The organism is Pseudoalteromonas sp. NEC-BIFX-2020_015 (genome assembly GCF_012952265.1).
GTDB lineage: Bacteria > Pseudomonadota > Gammaproteobacteria > Enterobacterales > Alteromonadaceae > Pseudoalteromonas > Pseudoalteromonas neustonica.
On the sequence record NZ_JABCJL010000014.1, the window covers coordinates 72,870 to 92,501 of the forward strand.

The 19,632-nt window shown below is 40.7% G+C and carries 16 protein-coding genes; 2 read left to right on the top strand and 14 right to left on the bottom strand.

What is annotated here, in order from left to right; genetic code table 11:
- Positions 1 to 195 precede the first annotated feature (195 nt).
- Positions 196 to 1,116 carry a histone deacetylase family protein gene (locus HH219_RS12125; RefSeq protein ID WP_169327593.1) on the top strand — a complete coding sequence of 307 codons (921 nt, stop codon included), beginning with the start codon at positions 196 to 198 and terminating at the stop codon, positions 1,114 to 1,116.
- On the opposite strand, the gene HH219_RS12130 is transcribed toward HH219_RS12125, so the two are convergent.
- Complete coding sequence (locus HH219_RS12130; protein WP_169327594.1) at positions 1,099 to 1,389, bottom strand: DUF4144 family protein; 291 nt, start codon at positions 1,387 to 1,389, stop codon at positions 1,099 to 1,101. The genes HH219_RS12125 and HH219_RS12130 overlap by 18 nt on opposite strands.
- 80 nt (positions 1,390 to 1,469) lie before the next feature.
- Between HH219_RS12130 and HH219_RS12135 the strand changes: the two genes are divergently transcribed.
- Positions 1,470 to 3,974: an EAL domain-containing protein gene (locus tag HH219_RS12135; RefSeq protein ID WP_169327617.1), complete on the top strand. Its 2,505-nt coding sequence runs from the start codon at positions 1,470 to 1,472 to the stop codon at positions 3,972 to 3,974.
- Here the strand turns inward: HH219_RS12135 and HH219_RS12140 are convergent.
- The 13 genes from HH219_RS12140 to rsmD form a co-directional block, all read right to left on the bottom strand.
- The gene (locus HH219_RS12140; RefSeq protein ID WP_054203047.1) at positions 3,961 to 4,770 is read right to left on the bottom strand and encodes a DUF2797 domain-containing protein; all 810 of its coding nucleotides are present in this window, start codon (positions 4,768 to 4,770) and stop codon (positions 3,961 to 3,963) included. The genes HH219_RS12135 and HH219_RS12140 overlap by 14 nt on opposite strands.
- A 376-nt stretch (positions 4,771 to 5,146) precedes the next feature.
- Entirely contained in the window at positions 5,147 to 7,657 is a 2,511-nt protein-coding gene (locus tag HH219_RS12145) for an EAL domain-containing protein (RefSeq protein ID WP_169327595.1), read from the bottom strand.
- Positions 7,658 to 7,764: 107 nt separating this feature from the next.
- On the bottom strand, positions 7,765 to 9,054 hold the full coding sequence (gene purD, locus HH219_RS12150) for a phosphoribosylamine--glycine ligase (protein WP_169327596.1): 1,290 nt from the start codon (positions 9,052 to 9,054) through the stop codon (positions 7,765 to 7,767).
- A 14-nt stretch (positions 9,055 to 9,068) separates the two neighbouring features.
- Complete coding sequence (locus HH219_RS12155) at positions 9,069 to 9,887, bottom strand: class I SAM-dependent methyltransferase (RefSeq protein ID WP_169327597.1); 819 nt, start codon at positions 9,885 to 9,887, stop codon at positions 9,069 to 9,071.
- A 107-nt stretch (positions 9,888 to 9,994) separates the two neighbouring features.
- A complete protein-coding gene (purH, locus tag HH219_RS12160) occupies positions 9,995 to 11,581 on the bottom strand; it encodes a bifunctional phosphoribosylaminoimidazolecarboxamide formyltransferase/IMP cyclohydrolase (RefSeq protein WP_054203051.1) in 1,587 nt (528 codons plus the stop codon).
- A gap of 191 nt (positions 11,582 to 11,772) precedes the next feature.
- Positions 11,773 to 12,063: a DNA-binding transcriptional regulator Fis gene (fis, locus tag HH219_RS12165; RefSeq protein ID WP_002957804.1), complete on the bottom strand. Its 291-nt coding sequence runs from the start codon at positions 12,061 to 12,063 to the stop codon at positions 11,773 to 11,775.
- 20 nt (positions 12,064 to 12,083) lie between these two features.
- Complete coding sequence (gene dusB, locus HH219_RS12170) at positions 12,084 to 13,055, bottom strand: tRNA dihydrouridine synthase DusB (protein ID WP_170174191.1); 972 nt, start codon at positions 13,053 to 13,055, stop codon at positions 12,084 to 12,086.
- Positions 13,056 to 13,338: 283 nt separating this feature from the next.
- A complete protein-coding gene (gene prmA, locus HH219_RS12175; protein WP_169327598.1) occupies positions 13,339 to 14,220 on the bottom strand; it encodes a 50S ribosomal protein L11 methyltransferase in 882 nt (293 codons plus the stop codon).
- Between the two features lie 74 nt (positions 14,221 to 14,294).
- Positions 14,295 to 16,133 carry an RNA polymerase sigma factor RpoD gene (gene rpoD, locus HH219_RS12180; RefSeq protein WP_054203054.1) on the bottom strand — a complete coding sequence of 613 codons (1,839 nt, stop codon included), beginning with the start codon at positions 16,131 to 16,133 and terminating at the stop codon, positions 14,295 to 14,297.
- Between the two features lie 124 nt (positions 16,134 to 16,257).
- On the bottom strand, positions 16,258 to 18,009 hold the full coding sequence (gene dnaG, locus HH219_RS12185) for a DNA primase (RefSeq protein ID WP_054203055.1): 1,752 nt from the start codon (positions 18,007 to 18,009) through the stop codon (positions 16,258 to 16,260).
- 162 nt (positions 18,010 to 18,171) lie between these two features.
- Positions 18,172 to 18,618, bottom strand: a complete 447-nt coding sequence (locus HH219_RS12190) for a GatB/YqeY domain-containing protein (RefSeq protein WP_054203056.1) — start codon at positions 18,616 to 18,618, stop codon at positions 18,172 to 18,174.
- Positions 18,619 to 18,638: 20 nt separating this feature from the next.
- Positions 18,639 to 18,854, bottom strand: a complete 216-nt coding sequence (rpsU, locus tag HH219_RS12195) for a 30S ribosomal protein S21 (RefSeq protein WP_002957797.1) — start codon at positions 18,852 to 18,854, stop codon at positions 18,639 to 18,641.
- Positions 18,855 to 19,017: 163 nt separating this feature from the next.
- The gene (gene rsmD, locus HH219_RS12200) at positions 19,018 to 19,617 is read right to left on the bottom strand and encodes a 16S rRNA (guanine(966)-N(2))-methyltransferase RsmD (protein ID WP_054203057.1); all 600 of its coding nucleotides are present in this window, start codon (positions 19,615 to 19,617) and stop codon (positions 19,018 to 19,020) included.
- Positions 19,618 to 19,632: the final 15 nt, after the last annotated feature.

Consider the following 19,632-nt stretch of genomic DNA (forward strand, 5'->3'; position numbering starts at 1 on the left):
CGCTGAGAGTAAGTGCCTGTGAAACGCCCAAAGGGTTGGTTTAAAAGCGATTTATACTGCGTTATTGATTTTAGCAAGGGAGCAACCATTATTTGCAATCAATGCCTTGCCTAAATCGCTTTTAATTCCAACTGAAACTTGCATCTTGAGGTCGCTTGGGTATAGTTGCCACTTGCTGATACAGATGGAGCTTTTATGCGTACCGCGATTATTTCACATCCTTTTTGCCGCAAACATAAAATGATTGAAGATCACCCTGAATGCCCTGAGCGTTTAGATGCGATATCAGATCGCTTATTAGCCAGCGGGTTGGATATTGCAGTACAGCAAAAACAGGCCCCAAAAGCACTTAGAGCGCATTATTTGTTAGCACATGATGAAGCACTGGTAAAACAAGTTGAAAGCATTATTCCAGTTCAAGGGCTTGCATCACTTGATGGTGACACTTGGTTATGTCCAGAATCACTTATGGCGATTGAGCGCGCAGTAGGGGCTGGCATATTGGCGGTAGATGAAATATTAGCAGATAAGCTCGATGCTGCTTTTTGCTCAGTACGTCCGCCAGGGCATCATGCGAATAGAACCACCTCAGCTGGTTTTTGTGTGTTTAATAATTTAGCCATTGGCGTTAAATACGCACAAAGCAAAGGCGTAAAGCGCATTGCGATAGTCGATTTTGATGTGCATCATGGAAATGGTACACAGGATATTTTTATTGATGATGACAATGTATTATTTTGCTCGTTATTTCAGTATCCGTTTTACCCTAATACGGCAATAGAAAATAACGCAACACTCATCAATTCGCCTTTACCGATTGCCAGTGATGGCAATGATTTAAAAGCGCTGTATAACCAACAGTGGCTGCCTAAATTAACGCAGTTTAAGCCTGAACTTATTTTTATTAGCGCCGGTTTTGATGCTCATCTTGAAGATGATATGGCAAGCTTAAAATTTGTTGAAGATGACTACGCATGGCTGACTGATCAATTGGCAAAGTTAAGCAAAGAGCTCGGTTGTAAAGGAATTATCTCTTATTTAGAAGGAGGGTATTCACTTTCAGCACTTGGGCGCAGTGCAATTTCTCATGTAAAAGCGTTAGTTGATAGCGAGTAAATCAAACGCTTGTTGTGGGCTTAATTGTTGAATTTTACTCAAGCAACATTGCCCTTCATTTGCTAAATAATGCTTTACATATACACCTAACTCATCAGCACTTAATGGCTGGCATGCTTTTCCTAAAAGTGTGTGGTAGGTACCACTTTCCTCTAGTACTCTCACATTTTTTTGTTCATGCTCGCTGATCCCATATAAAAAGTAATCTACGTCACTTTGCTGATGCGCAATTTCTATTTCCTCATTATAAATGATGATTTTTGGGTATGACATGCTGGTTTATTGTCCTAAATCAAATGGTTGGTAATAAGCTTTATTATACTTTTCGGTTCGTGCCAAACAAGGGAGCTATGATGCCAAAAAGTAGCCGTTACCAAAAAGTATGTGATGTGTTTACAAATAAGGTTATTTCGTGTGTTAAGCACACGCATCTTATCGAAGCTGTGAGGTTAATGCGAGCACATAATGTCAGTGCTATTTTTGTTCAAGAGCATCGCTCTATTTGTGGAATATGGACAGAAGCTGATTGTATGAAGCTTGATTTTAATAATCCACAAATAAAAAGCGTGGAAATAGCATCAGTAATGTCGAGCCCCGTTATTAGTATTTCGAGCCAGCGATTGCTTAGCGATGCCGCTTTAGTTTTTCATCAATACAGTGTACGACACCTTTTAGTGACAGATGAAAGCGCTCTACCATGTGGCGTGATTAGCATCACGGATATTGTCCGCAATCAAGGTTTGGATCACTATTTACAATTTCGCCCTGTGAATGAGCAATACAGTAAAAATATATCAATAGTGCCTGCAAATATGGGCGTGAGTGAAGCTGTAAAGCTAATGTATGAGCGCAACGAAAAAGTTATTTTGGTATTCAATAAGCAGCAAAACGAGCATGGCATTATTACCCAGCGTGATTTACTGCATTTAATTATTGAGCATGAAAGTAAGCATTTTTGTTGGGATTTTGCGAGTTGGCCACTTTATCAAATTAGCCCAAAAAATAGTTTGTTCGATGCTTATAGATTAATGTCAGATAACAATGTGCGTCATTTAGTGGTGACTGACACTCAAGAAATTAAAGGGGTTTTATCGCTTGAGCACTTAATTAATGAAATCGAAAGCGCATATTGTAGCGAACTTGAAAAAGTACTCGCACAACGAGACATCGCTCTACAGCATTCACAGCGTAACCTATACCTTGCTAATAAAATAATCGACGCTTCGCTTGATGGCATAATGATCACTCAACAAGATGGCGTAATCATTCAAGTTAATCCGGCCTTTACGACGTTAACAGGTTACCAAGAATATGAGGTAATAGGTAAACAGCCAAAAATCCTCAGTTCAGGTAAGCACGGTAAAAGTTTTTATATAAAAATGTGGCAATCTATTGCGGATAAAGGTGTTTGGCAAGGGGAGATATGTAACCGTAAAAAAAACGGTGATTTATATACTGAATGGCTCAGCATTATTCAAATAAGAGAGCCAAATTGCAGTGAGGTTGTGTATGCAGCAATTTTTAGTGATATTACAGAGCGAAAAAATGCAGAGGAGAAGATAGTTCAACTCGCTTACTTTGATGAGCTAACGGGTTTACCCAATAGACGCTTATTTAATGATAGGTTAAGCATGGCATTGGCAGCTGCACATAGAAATAACGACATGCTTGCCGTAATGTTTATTGATTTGGATCGTTTTAAAGAAATTAACGACAGCTTAGGGCACAGCGCCGGTGATGAATTATTAAAAATGGTGGCTAAACGTTTACAAGCATTGCTATGTGAAGGGGATACGCTAGCACGATTAGGAGGCGATGAATTTGTGGTGTTATGCGAGGTTGATAATATCGCATCGGTGATTAGTTTGGCTGATCAGATACTTAACCATTTGAATATCCCTTTTCAGCTGGAAGGATTGGAGGTGGGCGCAACCGCTTCAATTGGCGCAGCAATTTATCCGGAGGATGGACTCGATAGTGAGACCCTTTTAAAACATGCAGACATCGCAATGTATCGCTCTAAAGAAATAGGGCGTAACTCTTTTCAGCTGTTTAAGTCATCAATGAATGCGCGTTCTTTAGAGCGTTTAGCCATGATGAGTCGTTTTCAGCATGCGCTAGAGAATGATGAATTTGAGTTATACTTTCAACCTAAGCAATGTTTAAAAACACAAACAATAAAAGGCGTTGAAGCATTACTTCGTTGGTATGATCCTACATTAGGGATGATTTCTCCCGCACAATTTATCCCATTAGCGGAAGAGTTAGGCTTAATTGTAAAACTTGATTTATGGGTGCTAAATAGTGCCGGCATGCAACTGGCATTGTGGCAGCAAAAAGGTATAAAAGCAGGGCGGCTTGCAGTCAACGTTTCTGCGTGTCATTTGAGCCAAGGGAAGTTATCAGAAAGTGTTGAGCAGATGCTAAAGCGTTATAATTTGTCTGGGGACTGTCTTGAAATAGAGTTAACTGAAAGTAGTTTTATAAGTTCCTTTAGTCAGGCGAAAAAACAATTGCAGCAGCTAAAAAAAATGGACGTGCACATTGCGCTTGATGATTTTGGTACAGGGTATTCGGCACTGAGTTACTTAACTAAACTTCCAATAGATACCTTAAAAATAGATGCCAGTTTTATTGCCAAAATACCTGATGAGTATGGCAACAGTGAAGTCGTGGCTGCTATTATAGCGATGGCTACGAGCTTAAATCTATGCGTTGTAGCGGAAGGAGTAGAAAAGCAAACGCAGTATAATTATTTGCAAAGTTTAGGTTGTGATGTAATACAAGGTTATTATTATTGCCGCCCTTTAGCACAGCGGCAATGGTTTGAGTTTTATGCCCAGCTTACCCCAGCGTAACATCGTAAGAGGTGAACTTACGGATGTTTATTACGCCTGTATCAAAGATTAAATACTGCCCTTTGATACCATTTAAAATACCACTGACAACGGGCTCTTTATCGAAATTAAAGGAGCTAATCTTGGTTGGGTACTCTGTAACAGGGAACTGTAAATCAACAACGTCCTCATTGAGTTGCTCAATGGCTGTTGCGCCAAATAGCTCAGCCAGTTCATTGAGTTTATCTGCAATTTGCGGAATAAGCTCAGCGGCGGCTGCTTTTAAGTCGAGTACATCATTTTGCCCTTTAAGCATGTTGCGCCAATTTGTTTTATCAGCAATAAACTGTGCTAACGCGACTTCGACTAAACCAGATTGTAAGCGTGTTTGCACTTTAAAAATAGGCAGTGCTTGGGTTGCCCCTTGATCAATCCAGCGGGTTGGAATTTGCGTGTGGCGGGTTATGCCGACTTTTAAACCCGATGTATTCGCGAGGTAAACATAGTGTGGGATCATGCAGTTTTCTTCCCCCCATTGCGGCTCACGACAGGTGCCTTGATCAAAATGACAGGTTTCAGGTTTCATAATGCACATATCGCAGCTAGCAAGCTTGCGCATACACACGAAACAGTGTCCTTGAGAGTAACTTTTTTTGGTTTTTTTACCACAACTCGAACATAAAATAGAGCCGTTAAAAGTCAGTGTTAATTGTTTGCCAATATAGGCATTGAGATCAACTAACTCATCACCAATTGGCAGATGATATTGGATCGGCTGAGTTAGCGATGATTTTAATTTTTTAATTGTGCCTTGCATCTTTACGCCCCTAAAGATGTGAAAAGGGGATTTTAACATGTAATTGCACTGACTGATTATTTAATGTGAATGACAAGGGCGTGTTGATCTTTGTGGATTAAAATTTGTTCAATCTCGGGGCGATTTAATCGCGGCGCGAGGTTTGAAATCGAGTGGGCTAAGTAAAAACCGAGCAAAGCTTCCGCGTCCTGCTCACGCCCCTTACCTACATCCGTGTAGGTAACAAAGAGTTAATCGCCCCTAGGAAGAACCCTTTGGGCAGCGCATATTTGGCATTTATACTGCGTTATCGCCTATTAATGGGGAACAAACACACAGCATAGGCGCTGCCTTGCCTAAATACCAAATAGACTGCTGCAAAATTAATCACGAAAGGTCAACATGCCCTAAGCCACTGCAAATAATCTGTGATGGGTATGGCTTTGGAATAATAGTAACCTTGGGTATTATTAGCACCCATTTCAATTAGTAATTGATGGGTTCCTTTATCTTCAACGCCTTCTACCGTAACACTTAGCCCTAGATTGTGCGCCATATCAATTGCGGTTTTGACAATCACTTGATGGGATTGATTCGTTGTGAGATCCAATACAAATGATTTATCAATTTTTAAGTTTGAAAAGGTGTAATTAACTAAATAATTTAGTGAAGAGTATCCAGTACCAAAATCATCAAGGATGACGTGAACACCGAGCTTTTGTAGCTGCCCCATAAAACTTTTCATTTGTTGTTGATTCTCAACGAGTGCCGTTTCGGTCAACTCAAATTTAAGCTGTTTAGCAGGTATGTTATACGTTAATAAAGCGTTTTCAATTTTTTCGGCGAGTTTATTAATACTTAAGTTTTTAGCGCTTAAGTTTACACTAACAGTGTGCTCATTAAAGCCATGCTTATTTAGTTCTACAATATCCTGACACGCTTGTTCTATCACCCATAAAGTAAGCTCATTAATAAGTCCGGTCCGTTCAGCTAATAAAATGAGTTCTTCTATATTAATATGTTGATGCTCAGGCGTTGGCCAGCGCAGCAGTACTTCACTACCAATAACTTGATTGGTACGCACGTTTATTTGTGGTTGATGGTACATTGCTAATTGATTGCTTTTAATTGCTTGTTGTAGTTTTGCAGCAAGCCCTATATCCATCGTGATGTGTGTATTTTGTTGTGAGTTGCTGATATTGCTGGTGCTATTTTTAGCTTGTTTTAAAGTCAGGTAGCCGCGTTGTAAACTAGCTTCAAAATTGCCGTTCGTTTTTGAAAAACTGATCCCTACAGCGTATTTAAGTTGTAAATTTAATCCTTGAACCTCATATTGCTTTGGTAAGCTTTTTACGGTTTTATTTAAATAAAGAGAGAGGCTTTCTCCACTTTGTGTTTTTGTTGAGATACACGCAAATATACCCGTGCCAAGATCGACAATTTTAGAGCTGCTATCTAAATTAAAATCTAGGTTAATAAACTGACGCTCATTACTTAACTGAAGCTCGAGTGCTTTTGCAACGTGGATAATTAGCCCGTTCGCTTGAGATGGGCTTAATATAGTATTAAGAGAATTAAAATAGCGCAGTTTAATTAAACAGATCGTGTTTGGTCGTTGTTCTTGCTCAAGGTTCATATAAGCTTGCTTTAACATTGCACTATTAAGTAGTTTTGTTTGTTGAGTATGGGTTGCATGATACAGCGCTCGCTCACGTTGATAGCGGACACGATCTGCTAACGCCATTGCCATGAGTATTACTTCACATAAAATAGCCGCTAAAAAAGCATGGCGCGTTGCAAAGCTATAGGGCAATACACCTGTTAACTCTAATGGTTGGATTGCTGCACCAATAATTAGTGGGATCCAAGAAATAACATAAAATTTAGCCCAACGAAAACCACTGCGTAGCTTTTTATAAATCAAAATAATACATACGATATACAGTAAGACTAAAATACCAAAGAACACAGGGGCTGCAATGCTTTCAATAATAAAAAAGCAGCTTACAGCTAAAATAGCCATCAAGCCCAGCAGGAGTAAACTTAGCTTATAACGCCAGCATTGCTCTTTGTGGTAACGTAAAAACATGGTACAAAATGAAAGTGTGAAAAAAGCAATGGCGTAGTTGCTAACAACAATATATTTGTGAAAAAACAACTGCCAAGAAAGTGGCCATAAATAAAAGCCAAAACCTAGTACGGCACCCATTAAGATTATTGCGCTAATAATGTAACCAATATAGACAAGGTAAACGCGATCACGAATACCAAAAAATAAAACAAGGTTGTACAGTGCTGCCATAATCAAAACACCAACAAAAATTCCCCATATCGCGGTTTGTGAGCGAGTTAACTCCTGAAACTCTGCTTCACCATATAAATTTACGGGGGTTTTACTTATTCCCGTCGTATCAATTTTTAAAACTAGCTTTTGCTTGCTTTGCGCCGGTAGTGATAGGCGAATATGGGGTACGCTGTATTGAAGTAAACTCAGTCCAAGCTCGGTATCACCTAATGTAGTTTGGTGAATAATATTATTGTGTTTATCTAAATGGTAAACGTTTAGCTGATCAACCATGGGGTTATCAAAGTGAGCAACAATTTTCTCTTTGCTGGTATTACGATTATCTAACTCGATAATTAACCAGTAATTACGGCTTTCGAAGTTCCAATCGATCTCAGTAAAAGGTTTATAAATCATCGCATCAGGCTGAGTTATTACTTGCTCTAAAGAATGTTTTTTAGTGGGATCAATGAAGTAAGCATATTTTAAATAAATGGCAGTGGTTTTATCTATTGTGTATTTAGTGGGAGTTGCTAGATGGGATGCGTAATTACCTATAACAAAAAGTAGCACGAACAATATAAAAATGGCAATAAAGTGATAGCTAAGAGAATGATGTTTCAATTGTTCGGTTCTTAGAAGGTTTTTGTATTTTTAGTGTAGCATTAAAAAAAGCGCAGTAAACCGCGCTTTTTTTTTAAACAAACTGGTTAGACCTATTTTAGATCTCCCTAGCTTTGAGTTTCGCGGGCAATTGCACGATAAGCAATGTCAGTACGATATTCCATGCCTTCCCAGCTGATATCATCAATCAGTTGATATGCACGTTGTTGTGCTTGTGTAACTGTATTTCCAAGTGCTGTTGCACACAACACACGGCCACCGGCAGTCACTACGTTGTCACCGTCTTGTTTAGTCCCAGCATGAAATACTTTTTCATCAGCAGGGTAGCTAACTTTAAGACCATTGATTACATCACCTTTCGGGTAGTTATCAGGATAACCTTTGGCAGCAAGAACAACACCTACAGCAGCGCGAGGGTCAAACTCAATGGTGGTCTTATCAAGCTCAACACGGTTCGCAGCTTCAATCAACTCAACGAGATCTGATTGTAAACGTAACATCATTGGTTGTGTTTCAGGGTCACCAAAGCGACAGTTATACTCGATAACTTTAGGCGTACCAGAGCTGTCGATCATCAATCCTGCATATAAAAAGCCAGTGTACGGATGGCCTTCGCTTGCCATTCCTTCTACCGTTGGAGTGATCACTTCGTTCATAATGCGCTGGTGGATTTCGTCAGTAACGACAGGTGCAGGTGAATATGCACCCATACCGCCGGTATTAGGACCAGCATCGCCATTGTAAGCACGTTTATGATCTTGGCTGGTAGCAAACGGTAATACGTTTTTGCCATCAACCATAACAATAAACGACGCTTCTTCGCCGTCTAAGAACTCTTCAATCACTACGCGACTGCCAGCCTCGCCAAAAGCATTCCCCGCAAGCATGTCGCGGATTGCATCTTCAGCTTCAACTTCAGTCATGGCAACAATTACGCCCTTACCTGCAGCAAGGCCGTCAGCTTTAATTACAATTGGCGCGCCTTTTTCTCTTAAGTATGCAAGAGCAGGGTCTATTTGTTCGAAGGTTTGATAATCACCCGTTGGGATCTTGTGACGTGCTAAAAAGTCTTTTGTGAATGATTTAGAGCCTTCAAGCTGTGCAGCGCCTGCCGTTGGGCCAAAAATAGCTAAGCCGTGCTCTCTAAATTTATCAACAACACCCAGTACTAGAGGAATTTCAGGGCCAACAATCGTAAGCTCAACGTTATTTTGTTGTGCAAAGGCGAGTAGGCCATCTAAATCTTCTACTTTAATAGCTACATTCTCAAGCTTTGGCTCAAGAGCAGTACCAGCGTTACCAGGGGCAACAAATACAGTGTTTACTTTGGTGTTTTGAGCAGCCTTAAACGCAAGTGCGTGTTCGCGGCCGCCGCTGCCAATGACTAATACATTCATGGCGAATATCCTATTTAAAGCGGTTTTTTAAATTTCAGCGTCATGCGGTCACTTTCACCAATGGCTTTATACTTGGCGGCATCTTGCTCGCCTAGACGTAAGCTTGGTGGTAGTGTCCATACACCTTTAGGGTGATCAGCTGTATCAAGTGGGTTTGCATTAATATCACTGTCTGCTACCAGTTCAAAACCGGCTTGTTTGGCGATTTCAATAACATAACTTTGCTTCATATAACCTGATGATTTTTGCATTTCATCAGCGCGGTCTTCAGGTAAGCGGTGTTCAACTACGCCTAATGTACCACCTGGTTTTAGAGCTTTATAGAAAGATTGAAATGCACTTACTGCGCCGTCTTTATCTTTACCCATATACCAGTTATGAACATTACGAAAAGTTAATACCATATCGACACTATCTGCTGGGGCAATGTCTAAGTGAGTAGTAGGGGCAAACTCAGTGATTTTTACTTTACTGAATCGCTCATCTTCGGCTACTTTCTTTTTAAAGCCCGCGAGTGAACGTTGGTAGTAACCAACCGATGAATCAGCAGGGAAATGTGCGGCATAATACGTGCCTTGTTCTTTCAATGCTGGCGCTAAAATTTCACTGTACCAGCCGCCGCCAGGTGCAATCTCAACGACTGTCATTGTTGGTTTGAAACCAAAAAACTCCAGTGTTTCTACAGGATGGCGATATTGATCACGCTCAGAGCTGCGCTCACTTGATTTAACAGCATGACTTAATGCTGATTCACTGGCATGGTTATGAGCCAAGGCCATTGTTGAGCTGATCGTAAGGGTGGCAACAAGTAGCGTTTTTAGTGCAAGTTTCATCGTCTGTTCCTTCATATTATAATTTTATAGAGGTTATAGAATAGGCAGAATACGTGAATTTGGTGCAAACAAAAAGAGCTAACTTATGCAGTTAGCTCTTTGTGTGATTAATGGCGGAAGTGACGCATGCCAGTAAACACCATTGCCATACCAGCTTCGTCAGCTGCAGCGATAACTTCTTCATCGCGCATTGAACCACCTGGTTGGATAACAGCTGTAATACCAGCCTCTGCTGCAGCATCAATACCATCACGAAATGGGAAGAATGCATCTGATGCCATAACAGAACCTTTTACTTCAAGGTTTTCATCAGCGGCTTTAATGCCGGCAATTTTAGCTGAGTAAACGCGGCTCATTTGACCTGCACCTACACCAATAGTCATGCCGTCGCGGGCATAAACAATCGCGTTTGATTTAACAAACTTAGCCACTTTCCAGCAAAATAATAAGTCTTTGAGCTCTTGCTCAGTAGGCTGGCGCTTTGACACAACTTTTAAGTCGCCTTGCGTAACCATACCTAAATCACGGTCTTGAATTAGTACGCCGCCGTTAACACGTTTAATATCGTGACCGGTTGCTTTACCCGACCATTGACCGCACTCAAGTAAGCGTACATTTTGTTTAGCTGAAATAATTTGCGCTGCGGCTTCAGACACTTTAGGTGCAATAATTACTTCAACAAACTGACGTGAAACAATCGCTTCTGCGGTGTCTGCATCAAGCTCTTGGTTAAAGGCAATAATGCCACCAAATGCTGAAGTAGGATCTGTTTTAAACGCACGATCGTAAGCTTCAAGGATGTTTTCACCGATTGATACGCCACACGGGTTTGCATGTTTTACGATAACACAGGCTGGCACATCAAATTCTTTCACACATTCAAGCGCAGAGTCTGTATCGGCGATGTTGTTGAACGAAAGCGCTTTACCTTGTAATTGAATCGCCGTTGCTACTGATGCTTCTTGCACATCGTTTTCAACATAAAAAGCGGCGTCTTGGTGTGAGTTTTCACCGTAGCGCATATCTTGTTTTTTAGTGAACTGCATATTGATAGTGCGTGGGAATTTAGTTTCCTCTGCTGCTTCCTCAGTATAATCAGGAACCATTTTACCAAAGTAGTTAGCGATCATACCATCGTACTGTGCAGTGTGCTCGTAAGCGGCAATGGCAAGATCAAAGCGTGTTTTATACGTTGTTGAACCATTATTGCTTTGCATTTCATTGATCACACGGTCGTAATCTTTCGCGTTTACTACGATAGTCACGTCTTTATGGTTTTTAGCCGCGGCACGAACCATTGTTGGTCCACCAATATCAATGTTCTCAATGGCATCTTCAAGGCTGCAGTTTTCTTGAGCGACAGTATTCGCAAAGGGGTATAAGTTAACTACAACGATATCGATAGCTGAGATATTGTTCTCAGTCATTACGCTTTCATCTTGACCACGACGCGCTAAGATGCCGCCATGAATTTTTGGATGAAGAGTTTTAACGCGACCATCCATGATCTCAGGGTGACCTGTGTGGTCAGATACTTCAGTGACTTTAATGCCATTATCAGCAAGTAATTTACAAGTACCGCCAGTTGATAAGATGTCTACGCCTTGTGATTCAAGAGCGCGAGCAAATTCAACAATACCGGTTTTATCTGACACACTTAGTAGTGCGCGACGAATTGGACGATGTGTATCCATTGTAGTTTGATTACCTCAGTGTTTGAGCTAGCTTAGAAAGGCACTATTTTAACTGAATACCGCTTAAAAAACGATGTTTAAAGAATGAGGATTATGTAATTAGGTGCTTTTTTGAGGATTTTTAAAGATATAAAAAAAGCACCCTAAGGTGCTTTTTTGAACATATGCTGTGATATATCACAGCATATGTATTAGTTCATGCCGTATTTCTTTAGTTTCTTACGTAAAGTACCGCGGTTGATACCTAATAAGATTGCCGCACGTGTTTGGTTACCACGTGTGTAAGTCATTACTTCTTCAAGTAATGGCGCTTCTAGCTCTGAAAGAACAAGGTCGTAAACGTCTTGCACATCTTGACCGTTAAGCTGTTTTAAATAATGATGAACAGCTTTTTTCACTGCATCACGCAATGGCTGCGGTTTCTCGTGTGACTGAACATGAGGGTTAGTGATAAATGGAGAAGTCACGTTTTGTTCGAACATTGTTTATATCTCTTTCTTTCTTAGTTAGCTGCTAGTGTTATAAAGTATTGCTCTAAAGCCTCGATTTGTGCCTGTGGATTCTCGAGGACATTAAATACTCGCCTAAACTGACCATCACTGTCATGGGTTTGCAAATACCAAGATACATGTTTTCGAGCGATACGCGCTCCCATTGGTTCCCCGTAAAACGCATGAAGGTTCACTAAGTGTTCCATCAAAATACCGCGTACTTCCTCAATTGGAGGTACTGGTAAGTGTTTACCAGTTCGCAAATAGTGGTCTATCTCCCTAAATATCCAAGGGCGACCTTGGGCGGCTCGACCAATCATAATGGCATCTGCACCCGTATAGTCTAAAACCTGCTTTGCCTTTTCAGGTGATGTAATATCACCATTAGCAACCACAGGTATCGACACTGAACGTTTTATATCCCTAATAGTAGCGTATTCAGCTTCACCTTTGTACATACATGCGCGTGTACGCCCATGTACGGCCAATGAAGCTATGCCATAACGTTCAGCTATTCTCGCAATCTCTACACCGTTACGGTTGCTCTGATCCCATCCTGTACGGATTTTCAGTGTTACAGGTACATCAACAGCGCTAACCACCGCATCAATAATCTCTTCCACTAAATCAGGAAACTGTAATAGCGCTGAGCCTGCGAGTTTCTTGTTCACTTTCTTAGCTGGGCACCCCATATTAATATCTATGATCTGTGCACCATTACTTACATTGAATTGTGCGGCCTGAGCCATTAGCTCAGGATCAGCTCCTGCGATTTGCACTGCACGTATTCCCGATTCACCGCTATGATCCATACGGTTCATCGATTTTTCGGTTTTCCATACCAAAGGATTTGACGATAGCATTTCAGACACAGCTAGTCCCGCACCTAAGCGGCGACAAAGTTGTCTAAATGGTCTGTCTGTAATTCCCGCCATTGGCGCCACAATTACATTGTTCTCTAACTGATATGATCCGATACGCACTGTATTCAATAGGCCTCTTTTCAAGGGGCGCTAAGTTTACGGTTTTTTTAGCAAAAATCAAAGGCTATAAATTGAACAAAAGTGACTTTTTTTTGACTTTTGTGTATTGACATTTGATAACAGTTTGACGAACGGCTTTATTTGTCTGAATTTCATACAAAACTAATTTGCTGCAAGAAAATCATTCTGTTCAGGGTTGTGTAAATAATAGGTAAAGCCTGTTAATTACAGGCTTTAGATGGTGGTTTTGGGTTAATGCTCTAAATGGAGTGATTGCTTCAAATTAAGCTTTTTTAATACCACTTACACGAGTCCACTCACCTTCAACGGCTATTTCATCAAGCGCTAAAAAAGGTGCATAAACATCAGCAACTGACTGTGCCTGTTCTTCTAAGATACCTGACATCGCAATTTTACCGCCTGGTTTTAACAAGCCTAAAATCACACTGTGTAGTTCACGCAGTGGTGCGGCTAAAATATTTGCTACTACTATATCTGCTGAAAATTCAGGCTGATTTTCTGGTAGGTAAACTTCGAGTTTGTCAGCAACGCCATTGCGCTGTGCATTATCAAGGCTTGCTTCGAGCGCTTGTGGGTCGATATCAATACCAATCATGCGCTCTGCACCCAGCTTTATCGCTGCAATACCTAAAATGCCTGAGCCACAACCAAAGTCGACGACGGTTTTACCTGTTAAGTCTTGGCTTTCAAGCCATTTTAAGCATAAAGCGGTTGTAGCATGGGTGCCAGTACCAAATGCAAGACCTGGGTCTAATAGAACGTTTACAGCGTCTGGATCAGGAATATCACGCCAGCTTGGGCAGATCCATAACTTTTCACCAAATTGGATTGGGTGGAAGTTATCCATCCATTCACGTTCCCAGTCTTTGTCTTCAAGCTGCTCAATTTTATAAACTAACGAGTCGTTTATTTCGTCATGGCGTTTTAATAATGCAATCACCGCATTCATATCGTGAGTCGCTTCGAATAAACCAATTACAGTGGTATCGGCCCAGAATACAACAGTGCCGATTTTTGGTTCGTAAATAGGGGTGTCTTTAGCATCAATAAAGGTAACAGACGCACTGCCTGCTTCCATTAATAAGTCACTTACTGCATCAGCTGTTGCAGCATTGGCATTGATACGGATTTGGATCCAAGCCATGATTCTTTCCTGTAAATAGAAAAAAGGCCGCTACAGCGGCCTTTTAAATTTTAATCTGTATTTTTAGCTACTAATTATTTAGCATCTAAGAAGCTTTTCAGTAAGTCAGAGCGAGAAGGATGGCGTAATTTACGCAGTGCCTTCGCTTCGATTTGACGAATACGCTCACGGGTAACGTCAAATTGCTTGCCTACTTCTTCTAGAGTATGGTCGGTGTTCATATCAATACCAAAACGCATACGTAATACTTTTGCTTCGCGGGCGGTAAGGCCGGCTAGTACATCGTTCGTTGCGCCACGAAGGCTTTCCATTGTCGCTGAGTCGATAGGCGAATCAATAGTAGTATCTTCGATAAAGTCACCTAAGTGCGAATCTTCATCATCACCAATTGGCGTTTCCATTGAAATTGGCTCTTTTGCAATTTTAAGTACCTTACGGATTTTATCCTCAGGCATCATCATGCGTTCAGCTAATTCTTCTGGGTTTGGCTCACGACCCATTTCTTGTAACATTTGACGTGAAATACGATTAAGTTTATTAATCGTTTCGATCATATGCACAGGAATACGGATTGTACGTGCTTGGTCAGCAATAGAGCGGGTGATTGCTTGACGGATCCACCACGTAGCATAAGTTGAGAACTTATAACCACGGCGATATTCAAACTTATCAACAGCCTTCATCAAACCAATGTTACCTTCTTGAATCAAGTCCAAGAATTGTAAACCACGGTTGGTGTATTTTTTTGCAATTGAGATTACAAGACGTAAATTCGCTTCAACCATTTCTTTTTTCGCACGGCGGGCTTTCGCTTCACCAATACTCATACGACGGTTGATGTCTTTAATTCGCTCGATATTTAACCCCGTGCTTTCTTCGATCACACGTAGTTTATTGATACAGCGAATTATCTCAGGCTTCACTTCTTCAAGTTTTGCAGAGTGCTTTTCGTTGGCAGCGATTTCTAAATCAATCCACGATGCATCTGTTTCGTTATTAGCAAAATGCTTAACGAATGTTTTCTTTGGTAATTTGGCAATTTGTACAGCTTGCTTCATGACGATACGTTCTTGAATACGAACGCGATCCATCATTTCACGCATGTTATTTACCATGCGATCAAACTGTTTAGGTATTAATTTGAACGTTCGGAATAATTCGCCGATTTCAAAAATAGCAGCCTGAGAATCAGGATGTGAACGGCCTTTCTTATCGAAGGTTTCACGTGCTTTATTGTAAAGATCGCGAAGATTTTCAAAGTGAACGCGGGCCTCTTCAGGATCTGGGCCGGTATCGACTTCTTCTTCGTCTTCATCATCGTCTTTATCATCATCGTCTTCATCATCAAGCTCTTTTTCGCTTAATTCAGAACCGATATGAGTCGCAGATATAGGCGCTTCATCTTCATTTGGGTCAAAGAAACCAGAGATAATGTCGCTTAGGCGCATTTCTTCGGCTTCAAACTTGTCCCACTGTTCAAGAAGATAAGTAATTGCTTCAGGGTATTCTGCAACCGAGATTTGAACCTGGTTGATCCCTTCTTCAATACGCTTGGCAATAACGATTTCGCCTTCACGGGTTAACAGTTCAACTGTTCCCATTTCACGCATGTACATACGTACCGGATCCGTTGTACGGCCGATCTCTTTATCTACAGTGGCAAGCGCAGCAGCAGCCGCTTCAGCAGCGTCTTCATCTGTTGTCGTTTCTTGCATCATCAATTCATCGGCATCAGGTGCGTTTTCACTAACCTTAATACCCATATCATTGATCATACTAATGATATCTTCTACTTGATCTGAATCGATAATATCTTGTGGAAGGTGATCATTAACTTCTGCAAAAGTTAAATAACCTTGCTCTTTACCTTTTTGAATCAGAAGTTTTAATTGTGACTGAGGAGTTGGATCCATAGAGATTTTTTCTTCCACTCTGATAAGTTGATACAACAGGCGCCAGCTTGCTTATTTAATAAGCCAAGCTAAGTATAATTTGACGCAGTGAATAGCACAGTATAACAGCAAAAATCGTTTTTGACTAGTTGTTAGTCCCTTTTAATGCTTGAGTCAATAAGTGACATTCAAGCCGCTCATCGCTATTTAAGCCTTGAGTCTTGTCCTTTATTAATAGGGTTTCGAGACGATAATTTAAACACTGATCTTCAATAAATTTGAAAGTATTTTTAAATTCATCTTCTAAACGATCTTCATTTATCTCATGTTGCCACGTTGCGAGCTTGATTAATGCTTCATACTCTGGAGCTTCACGAAATGATTCAAGCAATTGTGCCGTAGTAAGGGGGGCCTTTTGTAATGCGTCATGCTGCAAACGAATTAGTAGCGCAATTCCGGCAATATTCATCTGTGCCAAATCAGGTAAATAAGGCACTGTTGATGCAAGTTGCGGGTGCTGGACTAATAAGCCAATAGCGCGGCGCATAGGCGTAATTTTAAACTTACGTTCAATTGAATGCTGTTGCTTTGGTGTTTTTAAACGGTTATTTAATTGCTCTTTGGTGCGGCCAATTAATCGGCCTAAGTGCTCTAATAGGTTCTCTTGATAAAACTCACTGGGTATTTTTTCGACCAATGGCAGCACTGCACTGAGTAGTTTTGCTTTACCAGCGTCAGTGGTTAAGTCAATTTCTAGGCTTAGCTTATTAAACAGTACTTTAGTAAAATCATCAGCTTGAGCTAATCGAACTTCAAAGGCTTCTTTGCCCTCTTGTTGGACTAAGGAATCAGGATCTTCGCCATCGGGTAAAAATACAAACTGTAATGCTTTACCATCACTTAGGTAGGGGAGGGCATTTTCTAACGCACGCCACGCCGCGTCACGTCCCGCACGGTCACCATCGTAACAACAAATTACTTTGTCTGTGGTTCTAAATAAAGTATGCATGTGCTCAGCTGTAGTCGCAGTACCTAAGGCTGCGACTGCATACTCAATACCTTGCTCACTCAATGCCACTACATCCATATAACCTTCAACAATGAGTACATGGTCGAGTTTTTTATGGGCTTGTTTTGCCTCATATAAACCATATAGTTCAAAGCCTTTATGGAAAATACGAGTCTCTGGTGAATTTAAATATTTTGGCCCTTGATCTGCTTGCATGACACGTCCACCAAACGCGATAACCCGACCACGTTTATCGCGGATAGGAAACATTAAGCGGTCACGGAAAAAATCAAATTGACGACCTGGTGTTTTCTCAGAGGCCAGCTTTAGCTCAACGAGTTGCTCTTTTTGTTCTTTATTACGACCAAGTTGTTGGCACAAGCCTTCCCATTCACTGGGGGCATAGCCAATCATAAACTTTTTAACTGTTTCGCCAGTTAAGCCTCGGCCTTTGACGTAATCAATGACTGTTGCTGAGTTACTATGGTGTTTTAATTGATGTTGATAAAAACGTGCGGCATGAAGCATTAAATCATAGTCTGAGCGTTTTTGTTCCGCTGTACGTTCAGGACCACTGCTTGTGCCTTGTTCGCGAGGAACATCAAGATTCATCAGGCTAGCGAGCTCTTCAATAGCATCAACAAATTCAAGTTTGTCGTATTCCATTACAAATGAAATAGCATTGCCATTTGCGCCACAGCCAAAGCAATGATAAAACTGTTTATCTTGCGACACTGTAAATGAAGGTGACTTTTCATTATGGAAAGGGCAACAGGCTTGGTAATCTTTACCGGCTTTTTTAAGACCTACTTTAGAGTCAATTAGCTCAACGATATCGGTTCTAGCGAGTAAATCGTCAATAAAATTTCGTGGGATCTTTCCGGCCATTAGTAAAGTGTAGTCCTGAAATAAATAGAAAAAGGTGAACGAATTAACTTTCGTTCGACAAATTTAGATTTGAACACAAACGCTATTTTTATAAAAGCTAAAAACGAAGAAACCGAGCACATGGCTCGGTTTGCTTAAATCATACGTCTGTATGTGGGTGTATTAGGCAGTTAATCGTTGCTTAATTAAACCAGAAATCTTACCTAAATCGGCGCGACCTTCAGCTTTGCTTTTGATTATACCCATTACTTTACCCATATCTTGCATACCTGCTGCGTTAGTATCAGCAATAGCCGCATCAATGAGGGCAATGATTTCATCTTCACTCAATTGTTGAGGTAAGAATTCTTCAAGTGCCGTAATCTCATTGGCTTCAATTTCGGCTAAATCTTCTCGACCAGCATCAGTGTACTGGGTATAAGAATCACGGCGCTGTTTAACAAGCTTCACTAAGACTGCGGTAATACCGTCATCATCAAGTGTTATTTGCTCGTCAATTTCACGCTGTTTGATAGCAGCAAGTACCATACGAATTGGGTTAAGACGTTGTTTGTCTTTCGCTCGCATCGCATCTTTTTGTGCATCTTTTAGCTTTATTAAAAGGCTCATTTATACAAGACCAATACGGATCAATATAATTTAACGCGACGTGCGTTATCGCGAGAAAGCTTCTTCATGTGACGCTTAACTGCAGCAGCTTTTTTACGCTTACGCTCAGCTGTTGGCTTTTCATAGTGCTCGCGACGACGAACTTCTGAAAGGATACCTGCTTTTTCACATGAACGCTTGAAGCGACGAAGTGCTACGTCAAACGGTTCGTTCTCTCTTACTTTAATTACTGGCATTAAAAATTCACCTACCTAAATAATGAGCGTTGCTCAAGTTGATCAGACAATGATCAAGTGGTTCAAAAATGGTGCGGTATTGTAATCCGAAGCCACACCACATGTAAAGGATAAATATTGACTGTCCCGACAGGAAACTGAAAATATTTCTATGTTATTAATTTTACTGTAATTGATAGAGCCTACATAATACTTGCCCAGCAACTTTCTCTTTTAATAACAGCCAATTGCTTGGTGTTTGTAAAGGGCTAAGTTCGTTTTCGACTTCAACATAAATGAGTGCATTTTTACTTAGCCACTCATTTTCACTCAGTAAATCACAGCATTTTTTTGCCAGATTCTGACGAAACGGCGGGTCAACAAAGACTAAATCGAACTGCTGTTGTAACGTATTTTGGCTCAAATACACTAAACTATCAGTACAATTTATCTGCGCATTTGTGAGCTTTAATGTCTCAGTATTGGCTTTTAATTGTGCTGAAGCAAGTTTATCCCTCTCTAAAAATACAGCTGAGTTGGCAAAACGCGACAATGCTTCGAACCCTAACCCACCAGAACCGGCAAAACAATCAAGCACATTTGCACCGTGAATATCTTGCATTAACCAGTTAAATACAGTTTCTTTTATGCGATCTGTGGTTGGACGAAGCCCTTGTACATCTTTTACTGGTAGCTTGCGGCCACGAAATTGCCCACTGATGATTCTGATGACACCATCATTTACTTTGTTATTTATCTGTTTTTGTGATGATTTATTTCTCATTTAGCTCACTAAAAA